The sequence below is a fragment of the [Enterobacter] lignolyticus SCF1 genome (assembly GCF_000164865.1).
GTDB lineage: Bacteria > Pseudomonadota > Gammaproteobacteria > Enterobacterales > Enterobacteriaceae > Enterobacter_B > Enterobacter_B lignolyticus.
On record NC_014618.1, the window covers coordinates 2,604,092 to 2,627,462 of the forward strand.

Here is a 23,371-nt window from a genome sequence, read left to right on the forward strand (position 1 = left end):
AGGAAGAATTGCAAATAACTTGTGACAGAAAATTGACTACCGCAGCGCTTATTGCCGCTTCGCTGCAGAGTGCGGAAACTATTTGATTATCGGCCTGTTTTGCACAACACTGCCAGAAACCCTCTCGCTATCCAGGAATGACTATGCCAGCTACTCGTCCTCGCCAGCAGCGCGGCGCGTTTCCGCCCGGCACCCAACACTATGGCCGCTCGCTGCTGGGCGCGCCGCTTATCTGGTTTCCGGCGCCGCTGGCCGACCATGCCAGCGGGCTGATTATCGCGGGAACGCATGGCGACGAAAATTCCTCTATCGTCACCCTCTCCTGCGCGCTGCGCACCCTGTCGCCTGACCTGCGGCGCCATCACGTGGTGCTGACCGTTAACCCGGACGGCTGCCAGCTGGGGCTGCGGGCAAACGCCAACGGCGTGGACCTGAACCGCAATTTTCCGGCGGCGAACTGGAAGGCCGGCGAGACGGTGTACCGCTGGAACAGCTCGGCGGATGAGCGCGACGTGGTGCTGCTCACCGGCGAGCATCCGGGCTCCGAGCCGGAAACGCAGGCGCTGTGCCAGCTGATCCACAAAATTCACCCGGCCTGGGTGGTGTCGTTTCACGACCCGCTGGCCTGCATTGAGGACCCCCGCCATTCACCGCTGGGCAAATGGCTGGCAGAGGCGTTCGCACTGCCGCTGGTGAGCAGCGTCGGCTACGCCACGCCCGGCTCGTTCGGCAGCTGGTGCGCTGATATCGGCATGCACTGCATCACCGCAGAGTTCCCGCCCATCTCCTCAGACGAGGCCAGCGAAAAATACCTGGCGGCCATGACCGGGCTGCTGCACTGGCATCCTGAAACGTCACAGATGAAGCGTACCGCTGGAAAAGCGTAGCGACGGTTTCGCATCCACCGCAAGCCAGGTCGGGCCGTCGAGATCGGCGAAACGCGCCTGCGGCGTAAGCGGCAGCGCGGCGGCAATCGCCCGCGAGGTGCACAGCATGCAGCCGAGCATCAACCCATACCCCTGCGCGCTGGCCTCCGCGGCAAGCGCCAGCGCCTCGGTCAATCCGCCGGTTTTATCGAGCTTGATGTTAACCATGTCATAGCGTCCCGCCAGCCCCGGCAGGCTGTCGCGGGTGTGGCAGCTTTCGTCGGCGCAGATGGGCAGCGGGTGGATAAAATGCGCCAGCGCCTCGTCTTCCCCTGCCGGCAGCGGCTGCTCAAGCATTGCGACATTGAGATCCGCCAGCAGCTGGCAGCGGGCGGCCAGGCCGTCGCTGCGCCAGGACTCATTGGCATCGACAATAAGCGTCGCCTCGGGGACGGCGGCGCGGATGGCGAACATGCGTTCGCTGATCAGGTGGTCATCCAGCTTCACCTTCAGCAGGCGCGCGCCGGTCTGCCAGAGCGTTTTGGCGCTGTTGGCCATCTGGTCCGGAGTGCCTATCACCACCGTTTGCGCCGTGGTCACGCTGGCAGGCAGCGTCACGCCCAGCAGCGCGCTCAGGCTTTTCTGCGCCCTGCGCGCCGCCAGATCCCACAGCGCGCAGTCGATGGCGTTACGCGCGGCGCCCGCGGGCAGCAGCAATTGCAGCATTTCCCGGCTGGCGCCGGCTTCCAGCGCGTCGCACGCCGTAGTGACCTGCGCCATCACCGACACGATGCTTTCGCCGTAGCGTGGATACGGCGTGCATTCCCCTATGCCTTTAACGCCGTCCTCTTCGATTTCCACGACCACCACCTTCGCCTCGCTGCGGCTGCCGCGCGCAATAACGAACGGCGTATGCAGCGGCCAGGCTTCCTCATACACTCTCAAACTTCTCATTCCCTGCACCTCTTCGGCCAGACACAAAAGGATTTGCCGTGCTCGCTATTGATGGCATACACTAGCCACGACGTTAACTATATGTAAACAGGAAGATTAATCATGTCACAAACTGTGCATTTTCAGGGCAATCCCGTTTCCGTTCAGGGCGCCATTCCCCACGCGGGCAGCAAAGCGCCAGCCTTCACGCTGGTTGCCAAAGATCTCTCCGACGTCGCACTGAGCCAGTTCGCGGGTAAACGCAAAGTGCTTAACATTTTCCCAAGCATCGATACCGGCGTTTGCGCGGCATCCGTGCGTAAATTCAACCAGCTGGCGACCGAAATGGACAACACCGTGGTGCTGTGCATTTCCGCTGACCTGCCGTTCGCCCAGTCCCGCTTCTGCGGCGCGGAAGGTCTGAGCAATGTCATTACGCTGTCCACGCTGCGCGCACCTGAGTTCATGCAGCAGTACGGCGTCGGCATCGCCGAAGGCGCGCTGAAAGGCCTGGCGGCGCGTGCCGTCGTGGTCATTGATGAAAACGACAACGTCGTCTTCAGCCAGCTGGTCAACGAAATTACCACCGAGCCGGACTACACCTCCGCGCTGGATGTGCTGAAAGCATAATCCCCACGTCCTGACCTGCGGGTCAGGACGCCTCCCTCAGCGGATTCTCCCGCGGCGCGTGCCGGGAAATAAACCGCGCAATCGCCGGACCGGTCAGCAAAATACTGAACAGCCTCAGCGTCTGCATCGCCATGATAAACGACATATCAGCAGAGCTTCCGGCCGCAATAATCGCCACCGAATCCATACCTCCCGGGCTGGTCGCCAGGTAGGCGGTCAGAAAATCCAGCCCCAGCCATCGCGTCAGTCCGTACGCCATCAGCCCGCAAAGCAGGATCATGCAGAAAATCGACAGCAGAATCTGCGGCAGTGTCTTTAGCGCCAGTATGAATATCGCTTTACTGAATTCAAGCCCCACACTCCAGCCGAGCACCATATAGGCCAGCACCAGCAGCCATTCCGGCAGCTCGATGTGCAGCCAGCCGCCGGTTTGCAAACCGGCGCCGATAAGCATCGGCAGCAGCATGACGCCGGACGGAATGCGCAGCAAAAAGCCAATCCCCCCGGCGACCGCCGTCAGCAGCAGCGTCCAGAGAAATCCCGCGTCCAGCGGCGGAAACCAGACGACCTGCTGGCTCATCGCCTGGGCGTTCTCCCCCATGGCAAAACGCACCACCAGCGCTGCAGCGCCTGCGACAAACAGCACCCGCAGATACTGCATAAAGGCAACCAGACGCACGTCGGCGCCGTAGTCGTGGGCCATTGCCACCATCGCTGCGGCGCCGCCGGGCGAAGAGCCCCACGCGCCGGTCACGCCGGGCAGCGCGCTATAGCGCACCAGCAGCCAGCCGGAAAGCCCGCTGATTCCGAGAGTGGTGAACAGAATAAGCAGCACGACCGGCCAGTTGGCCGCCAGCACTCCCAGAATCGCGGGCGACAGCGTTTGCGCTATCATGCAGCCGAGAATCGCCTGGGCGACGAGGCAGCACGGGCGCGGAATGCGCAGCGTCGCGCCGCAGAGGCTAAGCGTGATGCCTGCCGCCATCGGTCCTAGCAGGAACGCCGCCGGCAGGTGGAGATAGAATAACAGGGAGGAGACTGCTGCTGAGACCAGCAGCAGTATTAGCCAGGGCAGCAGCGCCTTACTCATCACCCTTCTTCTGGCTGAGGCCATACTCGCGAAGCTTATTGGCAATCGCCGTGTGCGATACGCCCAGGCGTTTTGCCAGCTTGCGGGTGCTCGGGAAGCTGCGGTAAAGCTGCGTCAGCACCGAACGCTCGAAGCGGCGGGTGATGTCGTCGAGCGAGCCCTCCATCGCATCTTCGCCCACCGCCACCGTGGCGGTGTCGTAGTCCGGCAGCAGAATGTCCTGCGGACGCAGCTCATAGCCTTCAAGCTGGGTTAACGCCCGGTAGATAGCATTCTTCAGCTGGCGGACGTTGCCCGGCCAGCCGTAGCGCGTCAGCACGCTGTTCAGGTCAGCGGACAGCTTCGGCCGCGCGATGCCCTGCTCATCGGCAAACCGCGCCACGAACAGTTCGGTCAGCGGCATGATGTCCTGCGGACGGTCGCGCAGCGGCGGCAGCGTCAGCGTCAGCACGTTCAGGCGGTAATAGAGGTCCTCGCGGAACAGCCCTTTTTGCACCAGCTCCACCAGGTTTTTCTGCGTGGCGCAAATCACCCGCACGTCAACGTGCACCTCGTGATCTTCCCCGACGCGGCGGAAGGTGCCGTCATTAAGGAAACGCAGCAGCTTCACCTGCATGCCCGGCGACATTTCGCCGATCTCATCCAGCAGCACCGAGCCGCCGTTAGCCTGCTCGAAGAAGCCTTTTTTGCCCTCTGGCGCATGGCCGAACAGCTCGCTCTCGACAGCATCTTCCGGGATAGACGCGCAGTTCAGCGCCAGATACGGCTTCTGCGCGCGCGGGCTTGCCAGATGGCAGGCGTGGGCCAGCAAATCCTTACCGGTGCCTGTGTCGCCCATGATCAGCAGCGGCGCGGTCAGCAGGGCCAGCTTGCGCGCCTGCTCGACGACGTGGCGCATTTTGGGGCTGGCGGCGATAACCTGGCTAAAGGCGCTCATATCCTGACGGGTCTGGGTTTGCAGCTGACGTCCCATGCGCAGCGTGGAACGCAGCATCACCACCGCCCCCATCAGCACGCGGGCGTTGTCTTCGCCGTCGAGGTATACCGGGGTGATTTCCAGCAGGAAGTTTTGCCCGTTGATCACCACATGCTCGATGTGCGACTCCACGGGGCTGCCCTCCAGCCAGCGCTGAAAGTTGAAGCCGTTGATGAGCTGCCCGGCCGTGTGGCTGCGCAAACGATCCAGGCTCTGGCCGAACAGCTGGCAGCCGGCCGGGTTCACCAGTTCGACTTTGCTTTTGGTGTCCAGCGACAGCACCGGTTCAGGCATGGCTTCCAGCAGCGCGCTCAGGGCGAGGTGCTCACGCTCAGACGGCATCCACGGAACCGTACGCACGTCCGTGACGCCATGAATGCGGCGGATTTCCGCCATCAGGCTGCTGAAGTTGTTAAATTCAAGCTCAGCAAAATTAAGATAGATACGGCCAATAGGGTCGATGTCGATACCGCGCAGGTCGATGCCGCGCAGAACCAGAAGATCGAGCAATTCGCGGGTCAGACCAAGGCGGTCCTCGCAGAAAACTTCAAGACGCATGGGAATTTTCACCCTTAACAGCCAATGACCTGAGGATAATAAGACAGTTCTCTGCCGTCGGGAAGATGGCTGTCAAGAATTATTGACAGTATGGCGGAAAATCAGGCGCCCTGCCGTAAAGTTATGCGGTCAGGGCACAATTTCACCCATGGCGTCACGCCGTCTCGCGACGGTACTGATAAAACGCCGCGCAGGCGCCTTCCGAAGAGACCATCAGGGCGCCAAAGGCGTTTTGCGGCGTACACTCGCGGCCAAACAGCGGACAGGCCGCAGGTTTACAGCGGCCTGTCAGCACATCGCCGCAGCGCGAGCGCGGATCGTCCGCCACGTCCCGGGCCTGCGGCGTAAAGCGCCGCTCGGCGTCGAAGTCGGCATATTCAGGGTTTATCTGCACGCCGGAGAACGGTATCTCCCCCAGGCCGCGCCACTCGCTGCTCGCCTTCAGGCTGAACACCGCCTCCAGCGCCTGCTGCGCAAGACGGTTGCCCTGCTCGGGCACAATCCGCCGGTACTGGTTTTCCACTGCGCAGCGGCCGTCGCTGAACTGCTCCAGCAGCATCACCAGCGCCTGCAGGATATCCAGCGGCTCAAAGCCGCTGATGACCAGCGGTTTGCCGAACGTCTCGCTGATAAAGCGGTACGGATGCGCACCAATGACCATGCTGACGTGGCCCGGGGCCAGAAAGCCGTCGATCCGCACATCGGGCTGCTGCAGCAGGCTACGCAGCGTCGGGGTAATAGTGATGTGCTGACAGAACAGGCTGAAGTTGCCAACGTTGCGCAGCAGTGCCTGCTGGAGCGTCATGGCGCTTGCGGGCATGGTGGTTTCAAAACCGAGGCCGAAGAACACAACTTCGCGCTGCGGGTTATCAACGGCCAGCTGTAGCGCATCGAGCGGTGAATAGACGATACGAACGTCGGCGCCGCGCTGGCGGGCGTCAAGCAGCGAACCGCTGCGCCCCGGCACCCGCATCGCGTCGCCGTAGGTACAAAAGATAACCTCCGGGCGGGAGGCTATCTCAATGCAGCTGTCTATCCGCCCCATCGGCAAAACGCACACCGGACAGCCCGGCCCGTGGACAAACTCCAGGTTGTCCGGCACCAGTTTGTCGATTCCGAAGCGGAAAATGGCGTGGGTATGGCCGCCGCAGACCTCCATAATCTGCAGCGGCAGGCGCTGGGCCTGCGGCATGTTCAGCATCAGGTGTTCAATGCGGCGCAGCAACGCCTCGCACAGCGCCGGATCGCGAAACTCATCAACGTAGCGCATCTCGGCCCTCATCATCCGGCGCCAGGCCGACGGCGCGCATATGCTCCAGCGCGGCCAGGGTATCGAGCGCCTCCTGCTCATCAAGGATGCTCATGGCGAAGCCCACGTGCACCAGCACCCACTGGCCGAGAAGCGCCTGCGGCGTCTCCTCGCACACCAGCGCAATATTGACTTTCACCGCCACGCCGCAGACGTCGGCGGTCGCCAGCTGATGGCAATCTTCGCCAACGGCAGTCACTCTGCCGGGTACGCCAAGGCACATTATTGCGCCTCCAGCCAGGCAAGCCAGCTATCCATCCCCTCGCCGCTGGTCGCGGAAAGCGTGATCACCTCAATCGCCGGGTTCACCTGCCGGGCGGCCGCAATGCACTGCTGGACCGAGAAATCGACGTAGGGCAACAGGTCGATTTTGTTGATGACCATCAGCGTCGCCGCGGCAAACATATGCGGGTACTTCAGCGGCTTGTCTTCCCCCTCCGTGACCGACAGCACCGCAACCTTATGCCGCTCGCCAAGGTCAAAGCTGGCAGGACACACCAGATTGCCGACGTTTTCGATAAACAGCAGGCTGTTATCCTGCAAGCCCAGGCGGTGCGCCGCCTCATGCACCATCTGCGCGTCCAGGTGGCAGCCCTTACCGGTATTCACTTGAATCGCGGGCACCCCGGTGGCGCGAATGCGTCGGGCGTCGTTGCTGGTCTGCTGATCGCCTTCGATCACCGCGCACGGCCGCTGCGGCGCCAGATGCTGCAGCGTTGCCGTCAGCAGCGTCGTTTTTCCGGAACCGGGGCTGGAAACCAGGTTGAGCGCCAGAATGTTCTGTGCCGCAAAATGCTCGCGGTTATGCGCCGCCTGGCGGTTATTCTCACTCAGCACATCCTGCTCGATCTGCAGCAAACGGCGCTGCCCCATCCCCGGCGCATGCCCACCGGCCTCGCCGTGGCCATAGTGCAGATCCTGAGTTTCCGGCTGAACCTGCGGCGTAAATTGCGCCGCATTGCCGGGCTCCGCATAGTGATGGTGGACGTCCCCGTGATGGGAATAATAGTGGTGATGGTGAATAATGACCGCGGCGGGCGCGTGATGGCCATGCTCGTGATGGTGGTGCCCGTCGTGGTGGTGTTCATGCTCGTGCTCATGGTGATGATGCGCATCACCCTCAATATGGCGTTCTCCGCTGGCGCAACCGCAGGTAGTACACATAACTTCGACTCCTTAACGCTATTCCACTTCCAGTTGTTTTATCCGCAGGCTATCGCCGCTCTCAATGCGTAGCGCGTGCCCGCCGCACTGCGGGCACGGCGCATCGTGTTTATCAATCTGCACGCTGGTGCCGCAGTCCCAGCACCAGGCTCGGGCGGGCTGATAGTCCAGCCACAGCTGGCACCCCTGCGCCACCGAACGTCGGCTGGCGGCGTCAAAACCAAAACGCAGCGCGTGCTCCTCAATACAGGAGAGCGCGCCAATCTCCAGCCATACGGCCGTCACCCGCCGGGCCTTGTGCTGGCGGGCGTGCTGCTCAATCAGCTCTATCATGTTCAGACAGAGGCTTAATTCATGCACAGGTTCAGCTCCTTTGCGGCAGGCGGAAAAGCGCCCGACGCCCGGGGTTCGCCGGCTCGCTGGCGTCCGCCACCGGCAATGACAGCGCCATCCGCACGCTGTTTTCGGCCAGATCCAGCATCTGCTCCGCCGTCAGGTGCTTATCGACAGGCGACATCAGCGACGCCGCCAGGTACTGTCCGCAACCGTCTATCTCCCCGACGGAAAAAAGGACGTCGCCGCACGGCAGACGCAGCGCCAGCTTTTCCCCTACCACGCGCCGCTGCCACGTCTCGCCCGGCCCCGGCAGCACCAGCAGGCTCAGCATCCAGGGCGTCAGCATGCTGCCAACCCACTGCTGCTCGAAGCGCTGAAACCCGCAGGCGCGCACCGGGATCTGCGGGCGATAAAACGGCAGCTCGCGCATCTCCCGGTCGGCGATCGCCTGGAACGCCGCCTCCAGCTGCGGCGTCGGGTCCTGCATCAGTCCGTTAATCACGTCCGGCATCGGCCACCTCCGTTTTGCGCGTCGCCTCGACGCCGCTCTCCCTCAGCGCCGCCAGCACCTGCGCCAGAGCGGGCTCAATCGCCTCGCTCACCACCGGCGTTAAGCGGATCCCCGGCTCAAGCGACGACGGCACCACGCCGACCAGCGTCAGCCGACGGGGAAACTCCTCGGTCAGCTTCAGCGCCATCAGCACATCGCAAAGCCCCAGCTGGTGGGGCGAAACCTTGCGGGAAAAAAACGCGGGGATCTCGTCATCATGCAGTACCGCCACGCTGCCCGGCGTCGCGCCGGTCAGTATCGCGTCAGCGACAATCAGATGATCCCTCCCCGCCATCACATCCAGCAGCTCCATTCCGGAGGTGCCGCCGTCAAGCACCTCAACGTGACAGGGTAACGTATAGCGCTGCTCCAGCGCTTCGACGATACGCACGCCTACCGCCTCATCGCCGAGCAGCAGGTTGCCAATCCCGAGTACCAGAATGCGCATCACAGCACCTTCACCCGGGTCACCTCGCCGCCGGTGGCGTCGACGATATGCACCGCACAGGACATGCAAGGGTCAAACGAGTGGATAGTACGCACCACCTCCAGCGGTTTCGCCGGGTCAGCGACCGGCGTTCCCACCAGCGAGCGCTCGTACGGTCCGGGTTCGTCGTTGAAGTTGCGCGGCCCGGCGTTCCACGTGGACGGCACCACCGCCTGATAGTTAGCGATTTTACCGTCGCGGATCACCACCCAGTGCGACAGCGCCCCGCGCGGCGCTTCGATAAATCCGACGCCGCGAACTTCGCCGTTCAGCGGGATATTCGGCGGAATAAAGGTTTCGTGATCGCCTTTGCCGATATTGGTCACCAGCGCCTGCCACTGCTCGCCCAGCGTCTGGTGCAGCACGCAGGCATGCACCGCGCGCCCGACGACGCGTCCCAGAGTGGACGGCAGCTGTTCAGTGGTCAGCGCGTTGCCGGTCAGCGCTTTGTAAGAGGCGTTGACCCGCGCGAAAGTGTCTTTGGTCGGCTGATGTCCGGTCTGCAGGCTGCACAGCAGCCAGGCCAGCGGCCCCATTTCGACCGCGTTGCCGTAGAAGGTCGGCGCTTTTACCCACGAATATTTGCCGTCTTCCTGCCAGCCGGTGTAGTTCGGGCGGGTCAGCCCTTCCCACGGCGCCAGCGGCTGGTCATCCTGATACCAGGCATGCTTGCCGCTCTCCTCAATGCCCTTGAGCAGGTAGTCGTCGCGCTGGCTGGCAATCGGGCGGAAGACGCCTTTTTCCAGGTAGCCCCCCGGCAGCAAAAAGGTGTCGCCTTTGCGGTCGACCGGCAGCTCAGGCACGCAAAGATAGCAGTCGGCGCCCTTGCCCATTTCCAGCCACTGCGGGTAGTGCGCGGCGATGACCGCGCTGTCGACCAGATAAACCTGCTCGATAAAGTCGCCCAGCTTGTCGATAAAGCTTTTCAGGTACATCAGCCGTTCGAGGTTCAGCACGCCCGGCGAGTCGAGGTTGATCGGGTTCGCCACCCCGCCGACCGCGAGGTTCTGGATATGCGGCGTTTTCCCGCCAAGCACGGCGACAATTCGGTTTGCATCGCGCTGGCACTCCAGCGCCTGCAGATAATGCGCTACGGCTATCAGGTTAACCTCCGGCGGCAGCGCCATTGCCGGATGTCCCCAGTAACCATTGGCGAAAATACCCAATTGGCCGCTGTCCACCAGGGTTTTAATCTTCTGCTGCACTTTACTGAACTCGGCCGCGCTGTTCAGCGGCCAGTTTGACAGGCCGCGCAGCAGGTCGGCGGCTTTTTGCGGGTCGGCCTTCAGCGCCGACGTCACGTCCACCCAGTCCAGCGCCGAGAGCTGATAAAAATGCACGATATGGTCGTGAATGCTGTGGGCGGCGGCGATAATGTTGCGAATGTACTGGGCGTTGACCGGCACCTCCATGCCCAGCGCATTCTCCACCGCGCGTACCGAGGCCAGCGCATGAATGGTGGTGCACACGCCGCAGATGCGCTGCACGATCATCCACGCATCTCGCGGGTCGTTGCCTTTAACAATCTCCTCCATACCGCGCCACATTGTCCCGGAAGACCAGGCTTTGACGACTTTGCCCCCTTCAATCTCGCAGTCGATACGCAGGTGCCCCTCAATGCGGGTAACGGGATCAATGGTGATGCGTTGGCTCATGCTCTACCTCTAAATTTTTATGTTCACTCTGGCGTTCGTGCGCTGGCAGCACCGGCAGCAGCCGGACAAGCAGGATGTACGCACACACCTCAATGGCGACAAAGCCAATGGAAATCAGCAGCTCGCTGGGGGTCGGGAAATAGCCGTAGCCGTTGCCCGGGTCATAGGCCAGCAGCGCATAGTTAAGACGCCAGAACGCCGCGCCGCAGACCATGCACAGCGCGCCGACAAACAGCCAGCGCGGGTCGCGGCGGTTGCGCTTCCAGCGGAAAATCAGCAGCGGGGTCAGCATCAGCAGCGTTTCCACCCAGAAAGAGAGGGCGAAACGGTCGAAATGCCACAGGTACGCCGTCTTGTCGCGCACAATGATTTCGCCAAAGCGCAGGACGATAAACAGCAGCAGGAAGACCTCGATAAGCCGCGTCAGGCGGGTAAACAGCGGCGTTTCGTCAGCCCCCTTGCCCCGCAGCCCCGACTGTACCAGCGAGCCTTCGAAAATGACGATCGAAAAGCCCAGAATGGCGGCGGTCAGCAGCGAGAACAGCGGCAGCATCTCGTAGCTCTGCCACAGCGGATGTACCTTGTAGCCGGCGGCGATCATCAGCGACCCCATCGACGACTGGTGCATCGACGGCAGCAAGGCGCCAAGGGCGATAATCAGAAACATCGCTTTGTTCAGCCAGCGCAGCGGACGCTTCCAGCCGAGGCGCTCGCACAGCGCCGGCGCGAACTCAAGCGTGACGATGCCGATGTAAATCGTCATACAGACCGCCGTTTCGAACAGCACCGACGAGGTGTTGAAATAGCCCGGGATGTAGAAGTACGGCAGGTTCCAGTAGCGGCCGACGTCAATGGTGATAGACAGACCGCCCAGCGAGTAGCCGAACAGGCTGGCCAGCAGCGCCGGTCGCACCAGCGGGTGATATTCGCCGCGGTTAAAGACATACACCGCCCAGGCCAACGCCCAGCCGCCGCACGCCAGCCCAGTGCCCACCAGCAGGTCGAAGGCTATCCAGATCCCCCAGGGATAGCCGCCGTTAAGATCGGAAACATCGCCAATGCCAAACACCAGACGCTTGACGATGAGCAGCAGGCACAGCACGACAAACGGCGCCATCAGCATCACCGGCCAGCTCACCAGGCGCCCGCCGAGAGGGCTCATTTTATGCGTCGCCATGGTTATCATCCTTTTTGTCTTCGTGCTTATCCGCAGGCTTATGGCGCATGTTGCGCTGCACCAGGAAGGTTATCCCGGCGAGCGCGGCAAACGGCAGCACCATCCCCTTGTACAGCGAATGCTGTATATGCTCCGAACGCGCGCCGGTCGACAGCTCCGCCAGCGCGGGCAGGCCAAGGTTGTCAAACGGCACCCCCGCCAGCACCAGTACCTGCGTGCCGCCCCCCTCTTTTTCGCCGTACAGATGCGGCTCATAGTGCGCCACCGGGTGCTCATAGCGATCGCTGCTCTGCAGCGTCTGGCGCGGGTAGCGGTAGGTTTCCCCAGGTTTGGCGGCCAGCCGCTTGTGGGCTTCCTCCATCAGCTGCTCGCGGGTGCCGAAGATGACCGCCCCCGTCGGGCAGACGTCGACGCAGCCCGGCAGACCGCCGTTATCCAGCCGCTCGACGCCTTTCTGGTTGCACAGCTCGCACTTGTGAATTTTGCCGAAGGGGTTGTCGTAATCGTATTTCGGTACGTTGAACGGGCACCCCACCATGCAGTAGCGGCAGCCGGTACAGACATCGGGGTTGTAATGGACGATGCCGGTTTTCGGGTCTTTCTGCATCGCCTGCACCGGGCAGACGGAGACGCAGTTGGGATCCACGCAGTGCATACACTGCTTTTTGATGTAGGCGTAACCGTCGTCCACCCGATCCTTATTCACGCCCTTGCCGCTATGCCAGACCTGAATGATGTTGTTGGTGTACGGGCTGAGCTTGTCGTTGTTCGACCAGGTCGGTTCGGTGCCCGCATAGGCGTAGGTTTCGCCGTGCGGCTCATCGGTATGGTTGATGCGCTGGCACTCGCTGACGCAGGCCTGGCAGCCCACGCACAGCGTTGAGTCATACAGCATGCCCAGGGAATTCGGGACAGGCGGTTTATTCTCGGCGCCCGCGCGAGCCGACGGCGCGACGCCTGCCAGCATCGCGCCTGCGGATGCCAGTTTTAAAAAATGACGTCTGTTCACGGCTTACTCCTTGTGCGATGGCGTCTCGTCATCTTTGTGCTGCGTTTTTTTCTGCCGTCCCAGCTCTTTTACCGTCATCAGGCTGACGCCTGCCACCAGGCCCACCACACCGCCGAGCAGGCCGATGGCCGTCGGGCTGATATGCCCGCCCTCCTGGCTTTTGACATCGGGTTTGGCGCTGCGCGGCGTCGGGTTCTCGACGCTTGCCAGCTGGGCAATCCCTTTGGTGAAGCCAATGCCCTCTTCGTTGCAGCCGTAGCAGGGATGACCAATACCGACCGGCCATATTCCGCCGCCGATATCGCAGAACTCCAGCGTCGGGCAGTTGCCCCAGGTCTCCGGCCCTTTACAGCCAAGGTGATAGAGACACCAGCCCTGGCGATGGCCTTCGTCGCCGAACTGTTTGGCGAAGCGTCCGGCGTCAAAGTGCGGGCGCCGCTCGCAGTTTTCGTGAATAAGCCGCCCATAGGCAAATTCCGGGCGCTGTTTGGCATCAAGCTTCGGAGGACGCTGGTAAGTGATGATATGCGCCACCGTCGCCAGGAAGTTGTGCGGGTTTGGCGGACAGCCTGGAATGTTAATCACCGTTTTGCCCGGCAGCACGTCCTGCAGGCTGACCGCGCCGGTCGGGTTGACGCCGCTCGCCGCCACGCCGCCCCATGCGGCGCAGGAGCCGATGGCGATCACCGCCGCCGCATGCTCCGCGGCGTCGCGGATATGCTCGACGATGGGCTTACCGGCCACCATACAGTAGATCCCGCCATCCTTCATCGGGATGGAGCCGTCGACCACCAGCACGTACTTGCCTTTATACTGGGCGATCGCCCGGTGCTTGTTCTCTTCGGCCTGCTCGCCAAATGCGGCGGAGAGGACCTCGTGGTACTCCATGGAGATAACGTTGAGCAGTAAATTCTCGATGGTGGGATGGGTCGCACGCAGCAGCGATTCCGTACAGCCGGTGCACTCCTGAGCGCCAATCCAGATAACCGGCGGGCGCTGCGGGGACGTTACCGAGTCTGCGATTTCAGCCGCCGCGCCGGGGGATAACCCCATCGTGGCTGCAAGCGCAGTACAAAGCTTAAGAAAATCACGACGATTGACACCCTCAGGAAAAAGCAACTGATTTTCCATTCTTTTTATTTGTTCCTTTTTGACAACCGGTACAAGATTCAATGCATGCCTATATAGGGTGATTGTTTTCCGCAGACATGAATTGATTTCCATCAACTTTTAATTATCCAGGGGAATATCATTCTGGATAACTTGAATAAAATCGCTTCAGCAAATATATCGTTTCCGTCATTCAGCTATATTTTTTCAGAATGGTTATCTTTCCGGTTTGCGATAAAGAAAGTCCGCGCGTCTCCGGAGCGAACAAAATAGAAACAACCAGCCCCACCAGCGATATCAATGCGCCAATCAGCATGACGGTGCTGATGCCATAGCGGGTAATAAATACCGGCAGCGCCCAGGTGGAAACCACGGTGCCGACCCGGCTAATGGACATGATCACCCCAACCGCCGACGCGCGGATATCGGTGGGAAAAAGCTCATTAGGATAGAGCCACTGCAGGATCCCCGGCCCGCCGGAAAAGAAGGCGTAAACGGCAAAAGCGATGACCACCAGCCAGATCCCGAGGTTGGAGACCAGCCCTAACACCGCCAGCGCAATGGTCATGATGGCGAAACTGCCGATGAGCAGCGGCCGCCGGCCAATTTTGTTCAGCCAGTACATCGCCGGAATACAGCCGAGCATAAAAAACAGGCTGATCACCACGTTGCCCAGCGCGGCGTTGCGCCCTTCATCCCAGCCAAGCAGCCCGACAATCTGCGGCCCGAAGGTATAGATGGCGAACATCGGGATCACCTGGCAGGTCCAGATAGCGGCGACGAACAGCACAAACGGAAAATGGCGCTTATTAAACAACTGCATAAACCGCGTTTCCTGCTGCGGTTCCTCATCAAAAACCACCCGCTCGCCGAACAGCTTCAGCATCATCTGCTCGCACTCCTGCACCCGCCCCTTGCGCAGCAGCCAGCGCGGCGACTCGGGGAGATCGAAGCGGCCAATCAGGATAATTACGCACGGAATAAAGGCGCTGCCCAGCATCCAGCGCCAGCCGCCGTCGACCTCGTACAGCAGATACCCCACCAGGTTGGCGCAGGTGGCGCCGACGTACCACATCGCGGCGATAAAGCCGACGGCGAACGCCCGCTGGCGGGTGTTGGAAAACTCGGTGATCATCGAGGTGGCGATGGGATAATCGGCGCCAATCACGATGCCGATCAGCACCCGCATCACCAGCAGCTCCATTGGCGAAGAAACAAACATAGTGCCGAGCGAAATAATACCGATAGCGACAATATCAATAAGAAACATTTTGCGTCGCCCGACCCTGTCGGAAATATAACCAAATAATGACGTACCAATAAATAATCCGGCCAGCGTCGCGGCGCCGAGCAGGCCTATCCACTCGGCATCAAGATGTAATAACGGCGTCAGCTGTTCCAGGGCCACGCCAATTATCACCAGAACATAGCCATCAAGAAACGGCCCTCCGCTTCCCCACAGCATTATCCGGCGATGTATTGATGTGAATCGAATATCGTCAAAATTTCTGGCTTGCATTTTTATTTCTCGTTATATGTCCAAAATAAGTTATCCGCCGGACAAAAAAACTCCCGGGCACGGAGCCGCGGGAGAACCAGAAGAAAAATCGTTAACCGTAGCGATATTCCACACCGAACGTTCCGCGCGGGTATTCCCATTTCTCCAGCGCGCTGCCCAGCCCGAGGATCCGGCAGGTGCCGCACTCGAGGCAACCGGCATAATCGAAGCGCACGGAGCCGTCGTCCTGTTTTTTATACAGCCCCGCCGGGCAGGCTTTGGTTAACAGCTCCATCACCTGCATATCCGGCTGCGATTTCACGATGATGTGCGGGTTATCTTCATCCACATTGAATTTATTGATGCCCAGTTTGACATCCACATTGACAGGCGTACTCATAGTGACGTTACTCCCTTCAGGCCGTCTTTAAGCAGGTTGATAAAGCCGACTTTTTTACCGTATTGCAGCAGCGTTTTGCGCAGCGGCACCGGCGCTTTACCGGTGACGGTAAACAGCTCCCCGGCGATGCCGACCGCCATTTCCGGGTACTGCGAAAACATCCGCGGATTATCGAGAAATGCGGGCATCTTCTGATACATCTTCATGTCCCGCAGCGCCCCGGCCTCCAGCAGCCGCAGGTATTCGCTCAGGCTCTGCCTGCTGAAATCGGCTTTTTGCATTGCCGCCAGCACCGCTTTAGCCGCCGCTTCGCCCGATGAAATCGCCAGATCCATCCCGCGGATGGTAAAGCCGAGGTTCATGCACATTCCGGCGGCATCTCCGGTCACCAGCACGCCGTCGCGCACCAGCTCGGTCTGCATGCGCAACCCGGCTTCCGGCACCACGTGCGCGGCGTATTCCACCATCTTGCCGCCCGCGATCAGCGGCGCGACGGCCGGATGCTGTTTGAAATCTTCCAGCATCTGCGGCACCGACTTTTTCGCCTCTTTCAGATGATGCAGCCCGCACACCAGACCGAGGGACACGGTCGATTCATTGGTATACAGGAAACCGCCGCCCATCAGACCGTCGGTGGGCGCACCGGCGAACAGCCAGGCGACGCCCTCATTGCCCGTCAGGTTAAAGCGGTCCTGCAGCACCTCTTTCGGCAATTCGATGAGCTCTTTAACGCCGACGGCGACGTTCTCCGCCGCCACCGGTTTCGTCATCCCGAGCTGTTCGGCGAGCAGCGAGTTGACGCCGTCGGCGAGGATCACCGTTTTCGCCTCCAGCACATCGCCGTCGGCCTCCACGCCAATGACCCTGCCGTCCTTTTCCACCAACCTGTCGACGCGGATCCCGGTGATGCACTGCGCACCCGCGTTTTCCGCCTGCTCCATCAGCCAGGCGTCAAATTTGCTGCGCAGCACCGACCAGGAGACCTCGCCGGGATGGCGCTCGTCGCCGCTCTGGTAATCCACGGTCATCGCCCGCGATCCGCTCAGAAATGAGAGCTTTTCCCGGGTGATAACCCGTTCCACCGGCGCGGTTTCAGCAAAGCCTGGGATAATGCGCTCAAGGCTGTGCGCATACATTCGCCCGCCGGTGACGTTTTTCCCACCCGCGGAGTTGCCGCGTTCGATCAGTAATACCTGCGCCCCTTCTCTGGCGAGCACCAGCGCCGCAACGCAGCCCGCCAGACCAGCCCCTACGATAATGGCATCGAAGACATCTTCGGACATAACCACTCCACTACATGCAGTAAAACGGCGAAGCGTATTTCTGGCCTCGCCAGGTTGTACTCAAAATCATTCAAACAGCCAACGCAGAGGCTGTCTGAGGGATGAAGAGTAGAGATTAATTCTCCAGCTGGCGGGTCAGCGCGGGCAGGATCTTAAAGAGATCGCCCACAATGCCGTAGTCCGCGTACTGAAAAATGGGCGCATTCTTGTCTTTATTGATGGCGACGATGGTCTGCGCGCCGTTGGCCCCGACCATGTGCTGGATTTGCCCGGAGATGCCGACCGCCAGATAAAGCTCAGGTTTCAGCATCAGGTTAGAGATCCCGACATAGCGCTCGTGCTCCATCCACTTTTCGTTCTCCGCCACCGGGCGGGAACAGGCGAGCTCCGCGCCAATCGCGCTGCAGAGGTCGGCGGCGAGGCTGATGTTCTCTTTGCTGCCGATGCCGCGCCCTACGCTGACCACCAGGCGGGCTTTATCCAGATCCACCGCGTTGCTTTCCCGGGCCTGAACGGCGGTACGCACCACGCTGTGCTTCGGCGCTATCCACGCCGCTAGCTGAGCGGTGCCGCTGAGCGCGGTATCCGGCTGTATAGCGTCAAATGCGCCAGTGCTGAGCGTAGCGACACACCAGGCTGAACGCAGCGTTTCATCGCCAAACGCCAGCCCGCCGTACACCATATGTCTGGCAACCAGCGCGCCGCCGTCGACCGCCAGCGCGGCCGCGTCGTTGGTGACGGCGGCGCCAAGGCGGGCGCCGAGCCGTGCGGCAAGCAGTTTGCCCCGGCGGCTGTTGGGCAGCAACACCAGCCCGCCGTCGCTTTGCCCCTGCAGCGTACTGGCGATGGTATCGGCGTAGTCTTCAACAATTCGGTCGTCCGGTTTTCCCTCAAGCTGCCAGACGCCGTGCGCGCCAAGCCGGAAGGCGGCGCTGCTCTGCTCCGCATTCAGCGTAAAGGCCTGGATTTTGTCTCCCAGGGCGCGGGCGCCCCCCATCAGTTCCGGCAGTCGGGACAAGGTGTCGCTGAATACCCATACGGATGAAAACGTGCTCATAACCTCTCCCCTTATTTGATGATTTTGCGCAGGTGATCCGCAAACGCGGCGATCTGATCGTCGCCGTCGCCCTCAATAATGATGCGCTGGCGCACCTTCTGCTTCGGTGCGGCAACCCGCTGCTCGGACAGAACCGCCGTCTCGCCGATACCGAGATCGGCCGCGCTCCAGGCCTGCACCGGTTTCTTTGCCGCATTGAGAATGGCTTTCATCGAAGGGATCTGCGGCGCGTTAATGTCGGTTGATACCGCAATCACCGCTGGAAGCGGGACCGTCAGCGTTTCGCTCTCGTCCTCAAGCTCACGTTCAACCGTGATGGACTCAGGGGTTAAGGCAAGAATTTTTTTAATCCCGTTAAGCGCGGGGATGTGCAGCGCTTCTCCCACCAGCAGCCCCACCTGCTGGGCATACAGATCGGCGGAACCGTCGCCGCAGAGCATCAGTGAGAAGCCAATTTTGTTCGCCGCCGCCGCAAGTCCTGCGGCGGTCTGGTGCGGCAGCGCGTGTTCGAACCGCTCATCCACCACCACCACCAGCTCGTCCGGCCCGCGGGAGAGCACGTCTTTGCGCCCCTTCGCGTTATTCAGCGCCGCGCCGCCCACGCTCAGCGCGACGATCTTAGCCTCCGGCAGCCCGGCTTTGAGCTGAACCGCCGCTTCAATGGCGTTCAGATCGTACTGGCTGATTTTGCCGTCCGCGCGGGAAAAATCGAGTGAACCGTCAGCGCTGTTTACGGCAATATCCTGTTCATCGGGAACACACTTATAGCATGTAATAATATTCATTACATCTCCTGAAATATCGATAAATACGTCATTGGCTACCCCAATGGAATATATGAGTAACATACAAAAACGGCCAAAAATAAAACCTGAATCACCAATATTGAACACTTCAACAATTTAAAAATAAATGACGTTCAATATTGCTATCTTCCTCACCAATATTGAAACTCGCCTTGACTCTTCGACCGCAATAACGAACATAACAAACTGTTTTTAAAAGACATTAAAGGCAACACCGCACGGTATGAAGCCACCTGAAAGCGGCGTCGGATGGAATGTGATCGCTATAACAGAATTGCGTTTAGCCAATATTCATGATGAGCATCAGTTTTATATCCATAGTGCGCGAAATACCTAACATCTATTTATTACAGAATTAACAGAATAGCAACACACCAGTGAATTACGTAGAGATCATCGTAATGTGCCAAAAAATTGGAATTTACCTATGAGCAAAGAAAAGAAAAAAACGGGAATAGAACCTAAAGTGTTTTTCCCGCCATTGATTGTTGTTGGCATTCTTTGTTGGTTAACGGTTCGCGATCTGGATGCAGCGAACAACGTGATTAACGCCGTATTCAGCTACGTCACCAACGTCTGGGGCTGGGCCTTCGAGTGGTACATGGTCATCATGTTCGGCGGCTGGTTCTGGCTGGTGTTTGGCCGTTATGCCAAAAAACGCCTCGGCGACGAACCGCCGGAGTTCAGCACCGCCAGCTGGATTTTTATGATGTTTGCCTCCTGTACCTCGGCGGCCGTGCTGTTCTGGGGATCGATTGAGATCTACTACTACATTTCCAGCCCGCCGTTCGGTCTGGCGCCCTACTCCGTGCAGGCCAAAGAGCTCGGTCTTGCCTACAGTCTGCTGCACTGGGGACCGCTGCCCTGGGCGACCTATAGCTTCCTCTCGGTGGCCTTCGCCTACTTCTTTTTTGTCCGCAAAATGGAGGTCATCCGCCCCAGCAGCACGCTGATTCCGCTGGTGGGCGAAAAACGCGCCAACGGGCTGCTGGGCACGGTTATCGACAACTTCTACTTAGTCGCCCTGATCTTTGCCATGGGCACCAGCTTAGGTCTCGCCACACCGCTGGTCACCGAGTGTATGCAGTTCCTGTTCGGTATTCCGCATACCCTTGAGCTGGATGCCATCATCATCGCCTGCTGGATAGTGCTTAACGCCATCTGCGTGGCCTGCGGCCTGCAGAAAGGGATTAAAATCGCCAGCGACGTGCGCAGCTACCTGAGCTTCCTGATCCTCGGCTGGGTATTTATCGTCAGCGGTGCCAGCTTCATCATGAACTACTTTACCGATTCGGTCGGTACGCTGCTGATGTACCTGCCGCGCATGCTGTTCTACACCGACCCTATCGGCAAGAGCGGCTTCCCGCAGGGCTGGACCGTCTTCTACTGGGCGTGGTGGGTGATTTACGCCATTCAGATGAGCATCTTCCTTGCGCGCATCTCGAAAGGCCGTACCGTTCGCGAACTGTGCCTCGGCATGGTAGCCGGCCTGACGGCGGCGACCTGGCTGCTGTGGACCATCCTTGGCAGCAACACCCTGCAGCTTATCGATAACAACATCATCAACATCCCGCAGCTCATCAGCCAGCACGGCGTACCGCGCGCCATTATCGAAACCTGGGCGGCGCTCCCCTTACGCACCGCCACCATGTGGGGATTCTTCATTCTGTGCTTTATCGCCACCGTTACGCTTATCAACGCCTGCTCCTACACCCTGGCGATGTCCACCTGTCGGGCGGTAAAAGACGGCGACGAGCCGCCGCTGCTGGTGCGTATCGGCTGGTCGGTTCTGGTGGGCGTCATCGGCATTATTCTGCTGGCGCTCGGCGGCCTGAAGCCGATTCAGACGGCGATTATCGCCGGCGGCTGTCCGCTGTTTTTCGTCAACATTATGGTCACGCTCTCCTTCATTAAAGACGCCAAAGTGAACTGGAAAGATTGACTCTCATTGGGCTGCGTCCCTGGTATTACAACGACATGCTAAGAGGTTATTGAGATGGATTTTAGACTGAATGATGAGCAGGAACTGTTTGTCGCGGGTATCCGTGAACTGATGGCCAGCGAAAACTGGGAGGCCTATTTCGCCGAATGCGATCGCGACAGCGTCTACCCGGAGCGCTTCGTCAAAGCGCTGGCGGACATGGGCATCGACAGCCTGCTTATCCCTGAGGAGCACGGCGGGCTGGACGCCGGTTTCGTCACCGTCGCGGCGGTGTGGATGGAGCTTGGCCGTCTCGGCGCGCCAACCTACGTGCTGTATCAGCTGCCGGGCGGCTTCAACACCTTCCTGCGCGAAGGCACGCCGGAGCAGATAGACCGCATCATGGCGTTTCGCGGCACCGGCAAGCAGATGTGGAACTCCGCCATCACCGAGCCGGGCGCCGGTTCCGACGTCGGCAGTTTGCAAACTACTTATACCCGTAAAAATGGTAAGGTTTACCTGAATGGCAGCAAGTGCTTTATCACCAGCAGCGCCTACACCCCCTATGTGGTGGTGATGGCGCGCGACGCCGCGTCCCCGGACAAGCCGATTTTCACCGAATGGTGCCTCGATATGAGCAAACCGGGCATCAAGGTGAACAAGCTGGAGAAACTGGGTCTGCGCATGGACAGCTGCTGTGAGCTCACCTTCGATAACGTCGAGCTGGATGAAAAAGACATGTTCGGCCGCGAAGGCAACGGCTTTAACCGGGTAAAAGAAGAGTTCGACCACGAGCGTTTCCTGGTCGCCCTTACCAACTACGGCACCGCGATGTGCGCGTTTGAAGATGCGGCGCGCTACGCCAACCAACGCGTGCAGTTTGGCGAAACGATCGGCCGCTTCCAGCTGATCCAGGAGAAATTCGCCCACATGGCCATCAAGCTTAACGCCATGAAAAATATGCTGTATGAGGCAGCGTGGAAAAGCGACAACGGCACCATCACCTCCGGCGATGCGGCGATGTGCAAATATTTCTGCGCCAACGCGGCGTTTGAGGTTGTCGACACCGCGATGCAGGTGCTGGGCGGCGTCGGTATCGCCGGGAACCACCGCATTACCCGTTTCTGGCGCGACCTGCGCGTGGATCGCGTATCGGGCGGTTCAGACGAAATGCAGATCCTGACGCTGGGCCGTTCGGTTCTGAAGCAGTATCGCTAACCGATTGATGATGGACCTCTGCCCTTCCGGCAGAGGTCTCAGGGATGCTATTTACGAGGTGATGCTATGACCGCTCATTTACCCATGCCAGAATTTGGCCCGCTCTCCGGGCTGCGCGTGGTCTTTTCCGGGATTGAGATCGCCGGACCGTTTGCCGGACAGATGTTCGCCGAATGGGGGGCTGAAGTTATCTGGATAGAAAACGTCGCCTGGGCCGACACTATCCGCGTGCAGCCAAACTACCCGCAACTGTCGCGCCGCAACCTGCGGGCGCTGTCGCTCAACATTTTTAAAGACGAAGGCCGCGAGGCGTTTCTCAAGCTGATGGAAACCACCGACATTTTCATCGAGGCCAGCAAAGGACCGGCGTTTGCCCGCCGCGGCATCACCGATGAGGTCCTGTGGGAGCGCAACCCCCGTCTCGTCATCGCCCATCTTTCCGGCTTCGGACAATACGGCGACCCGCAGTACACGAACTTACCGGCCTATAACACCATTGCCCAGGCCTTCAGCGGCTATCTTATTCAAAACGGCGATAAAGACCAGCCGATGCCCGCCTTCCCCTATACCGCGGACTACTTCTCCGGCATGACCGCCACTACCTCCGCCCTCGCCGCGCTGTACAAAGCGCGCCAGACCGGAAAAGGCGAAAGCATCGATATCGCCATGTATGAAGTGATGCTGCGGATGGGCCAGTACTTCATGATGGATTACTTCAACGGCGGCGAAATCTGCCCGCGAATGACCAAAGGCAAAGACCCGTACTACGCCGGATGCGGCCTGTACGCCTGCAGCGATGGCTACATCGTGATGGAGCTGGTCGGGATTACCCAGATTCAGGAGATGTTTAAGGATATCGGCCTGGCCCACCTGCTCGGCACGCCGGAGGTACCGGAAGGTACGCAGCTTATCCACCGCGTCGAGTGCCCGTACGGCCCGTTGGTGGAAGAAAAACTCGACGCCTGGCTGGCCGCACACACCATCGCCCAGGTGCTGGAGCGCTTTGCGGAGCTGAACATCGCCTGCGCCAAAGTGCTGACCATTCCGGAACTCGAAAGCAACCCGCAGTATGTGGCCCGCGAATCCATCACCCAATGGCAGACCCAGGACGGCCGCAGCTGCAAAGGCCCGAACGTGATGCCGAAATTCAAAAACAACCCGGGCCAGATCTGGCGGGGTATGCCGTCTCACGGCATGGATACTGCGGCAATTTTGCAAAACATCGGCTACAGCGAGGCCGACATCAGGGGGCTGGTCGACAAAGGGCTGGCTAAAACAGAGGAGTAATCGCCCGGAGGGTTCAAGCCGGGCCCGGCCCGGACTTGAATATCCCGCGAT

The 23,371-nt window shown here is 60.1% G+C and carries 23 protein-coding genes; 5 read left to right on the forward strand and 18 right to left on the reverse strand.

The genetic code is table 11. The features are described 5' to 3' along the window. Positions 1–143 precede the first annotated feature (143 nt). Positions 144–887 carry a murein tripeptide amidase MpaA gene (mpaA, locus tag ENTCL_RS12215; RefSeq protein WP_013366441.1) on the forward strand — a complete coding sequence of 248 codons (744 nt, stop codon included), beginning with the start codon at positions 144–146 and terminating at the stop codon, positions 885–887. On the opposite strand, the gene ycjG is transcribed toward mpaA, so the two are convergent. Further along, positions 855–1,820, reverse strand: coding sequence for an L-Ala-D/L-Glu epimerase (gene ycjG, locus ENTCL_RS12220; protein ID WP_013366442.1), 966 nt, complete (start codon positions 1,818–1,820; stop codon positions 855–857). The two genes, mpaA and ycjG, sit on opposite strands and share 33 nt — an antisense overlap. Before the next feature lie 102 nt (positions 1,821–1,922). Between ycjG and tpx the strand changes: the two genes are divergently transcribed. Beyond that, positions 1,923–2,429: a thiol peroxidase gene (tpx, locus tag ENTCL_RS12225; protein WP_013366443.1), complete on the forward strand. Its 507-nt coding sequence runs from the start codon at positions 1,923–1,925 to the stop codon at positions 2,427–2,429. Between the two features lie 22 nt (positions 2,430–2,451). Here tpx and ENTCL_RS12230 read toward each other — a convergent pair whose 3' ends face one another. From ENTCL_RS12230 to fixA, 17 genes are all read right to left on the reverse strand, one after another. After that, positions 2,452–3,519 (reverse strand): AbrB family transcriptional regulator, encoded by a 1,068-nt coding sequence (locus ENTCL_RS12230; protein WP_013366444.1) that lies wholly within the window; start codon positions 3,517–3,519, stop codon positions 2,452–2,454. Next, positions 3,512–5,053 (reverse strand): transcriptional regulator TyrR, encoded by a 1,542-nt coding sequence (gene tyrR, locus ENTCL_RS12235; protein ID WP_013366445.1) that lies wholly within the window; start codon positions 5,051–5,053, stop codon positions 3,512–3,514. Before tyrR ends, ENTCL_RS12230 begins: the two co-directional genes overlap by 8 nt. A gap of 154 nt (positions 5,054–5,207) precedes the next feature. Further along, the gene (gene hypD / locus ENTCL_RS12240) at positions 5,208–6,323 is read right to left on the reverse strand and encodes a hydrogenase formation protein HypD (protein ID WP_013366446.1); all 1,116 of its coding nucleotides are present in this window, start codon (positions 6,321–6,323) and stop codon (positions 5,208–5,210) included. Next, positions 6,310–6,585 carry a hydrogenase maturation factor HybG gene (gene hybG / locus ENTCL_RS12245; RefSeq protein ID WP_013366447.1) on the reverse strand — a complete coding sequence of 92 codons (276 nt, stop codon included), beginning with the start codon at positions 6,583–6,585 and terminating at the stop codon, positions 6,310–6,312. Before hybG ends, hypD begins: the two co-directional genes overlap by 14 nt. After that, positions 6,585–7,526 carry a hydrogenase nickel incorporation protein HypB gene (gene hypB / locus ENTCL_RS12250; RefSeq protein ID WP_013366448.1) on the reverse strand — a complete coding sequence of 314 codons (942 nt, stop codon included), beginning with the start codon at positions 7,524–7,526 and terminating at the stop codon, positions 6,585–6,587. The genes hybG and hypB overlap by 1 nt, the downstream gene beginning before the upstream one ends. 18 nt (positions 7,527–7,544) lie before the next feature. Beyond that, a complete protein-coding gene (gene hypA / locus ENTCL_RS12255) occupies positions 7,545–7,886 on the reverse strand; it encodes a hydrogenase maturation nickel metallochaperone HypA (RefSeq protein ID WP_013366449.1) in 342 nt (113 codons plus the stop codon). Between the two features lie 4 nt (positions 7,887–7,890). Next, positions 7,891–8,373 carry a hydrogenase-2 assembly chaperone gene (gene hybE, locus ENTCL_RS12260; protein ID WP_013366450.1) on the reverse strand — a complete coding sequence of 161 codons (483 nt, stop codon included), beginning with the start codon at positions 8,371–8,373 and terminating at the stop codon, positions 7,891–7,893. Then, positions 8,357–8,860: a HyaD/HybD family hydrogenase maturation endopeptidase gene (locus ENTCL_RS12265; protein WP_013366451.1), complete on the reverse strand. Its 504-nt coding sequence runs from the start codon at positions 8,858–8,860 to the stop codon at positions 8,357–8,359. The genes hybE and ENTCL_RS12265 overlap by 17 nt, the downstream gene beginning before the upstream one ends. Further along, positions 8,860–10,554 (reverse strand): hydrogenase 2 large subunit, encoded by a 1,695-nt coding sequence (gene hybC, locus ENTCL_RS12270; protein ID WP_013366452.1) that lies wholly within the window; start codon positions 10,552–10,554, stop codon positions 8,860–8,862. The genes ENTCL_RS12265 and hybC overlap by 1 nt, the downstream gene beginning before the upstream one ends. Then, a complete protein-coding gene (gene hybB, locus ENTCL_RS12275) occupies positions 10,532–11,731 on the reverse strand; it encodes a Ni/Fe-hydrogenase cytochrome b subunit (RefSeq protein WP_013366453.1) in 1,200 nt (399 codons plus the stop codon). The genes hybC and hybB overlap by 23 nt, the downstream gene beginning before the upstream one ends. Then, the gene (gene hybA, locus ENTCL_RS12280) at positions 11,718–12,740 is read right to left on the reverse strand and encodes a hydrogenase 2 operon protein HybA (RefSeq protein WP_013366454.1); all 1,023 of its coding nucleotides are present in this window, start codon (positions 12,738–12,740) and stop codon (positions 11,718–11,720) included. The genes hybB and hybA overlap by 14 nt, the downstream gene beginning before the upstream one ends. Before the next feature lie 3 nt (positions 12,741–12,743). Then, the gene (gene hybO, locus ENTCL_RS12285) at positions 12,744–13,871 is read right to left on the reverse strand and encodes a hydrogenase 2 small subunit (protein ID WP_013366455.1); all 1,128 of its coding nucleotides are present in this window, start codon (positions 13,869–13,871) and stop codon (positions 12,744–12,746) included. Between the two features lie 172 nt (positions 13,872–14,043). After that, the gene (locus ENTCL_RS12290; protein WP_013366456.1) at positions 14,044–15,369 is read right to left on the reverse strand and encodes an MFS transporter; all 1,326 of its coding nucleotides are present in this window, start codon (positions 15,367–15,369) and stop codon (positions 14,044–14,046) included. A gap of 91 nt (positions 15,370–15,460) precedes the next feature. Further along, on the reverse strand, positions 15,461–15,748 hold the full coding sequence (fixX, locus tag ENTCL_RS12295; RefSeq protein ID WP_013366457.1) for a ferredoxin-like protein FixX: 288 nt from the start codon (positions 15,746–15,748) through the stop codon (positions 15,461–15,463). After that, positions 15,745–17,031 carry an FAD-dependent oxidoreductase FixC gene (gene fixC / locus ENTCL_RS12300; protein ID WP_013366458.1) on the reverse strand — a complete coding sequence of 429 codons (1,287 nt, stop codon included), beginning with the start codon at positions 17,029–17,031 and terminating at the stop codon, positions 15,745–15,747. Before fixC ends, fixX begins: the two co-directional genes overlap by 4 nt. Positions 17,032–17,146: 115 nt before the next feature. Then, the gene (locus tag ENTCL_RS12305; protein WP_013366459.1) at positions 17,147–18,088 is read right to left on the reverse strand and encodes an FAD-binding protein; all 942 of its coding nucleotides are present in this window, start codon (positions 18,086–18,088) and stop codon (positions 17,147–17,149) included. Between the two features lie 11 nt (positions 18,089–18,099). Continuing rightward, on the reverse strand, positions 18,100–18,873 hold the full coding sequence (gene fixA / locus ENTCL_RS12310; protein ID WP_013366460.1) for a putative electron transfer flavoprotein FixA: 774 nt from the start codon (positions 18,871–18,873) through the stop codon (positions 18,100–18,102). A gap of 448 nt (positions 18,874–19,321) precedes the next feature. Here fixA and caiT point away from each other — a divergent pair, with 448 nt between their 5' ends. The 3 genes from caiT (at position 19,322) to caiB (ending at position 23,320) form a co-directional block, all read left to right on the forward strand. Further along, a complete protein-coding gene (gene caiT, locus ENTCL_RS12315; RefSeq protein ID WP_013366461.1) occupies positions 19,322–20,836 on the forward strand; it encodes an L-carnitine/gamma-butyrobetaine antiporter in 1,515 nt (504 codons plus the stop codon). Between the two features lie 54 nt (positions 20,837–20,890). Then, positions 20,891–22,033, forward strand: coding sequence for a crotonobetainyl-CoA dehydrogenase (gene caiA, locus ENTCL_RS12320; RefSeq protein WP_013366462.1), 1,143 nt, complete (start codon positions 20,891–20,893; stop codon positions 22,031–22,033). Between the two features lie 66 nt (positions 22,034–22,099). After that, entirely contained in the window at positions 22,100–23,320 is a 1,221-nt protein-coding gene (gene caiB / locus ENTCL_RS12325) for an L-carnitine CoA-transferase (protein WP_013366463.1), read from the forward strand. Positions 23,321–23,371 lie beyond the last annotated feature (51 nt).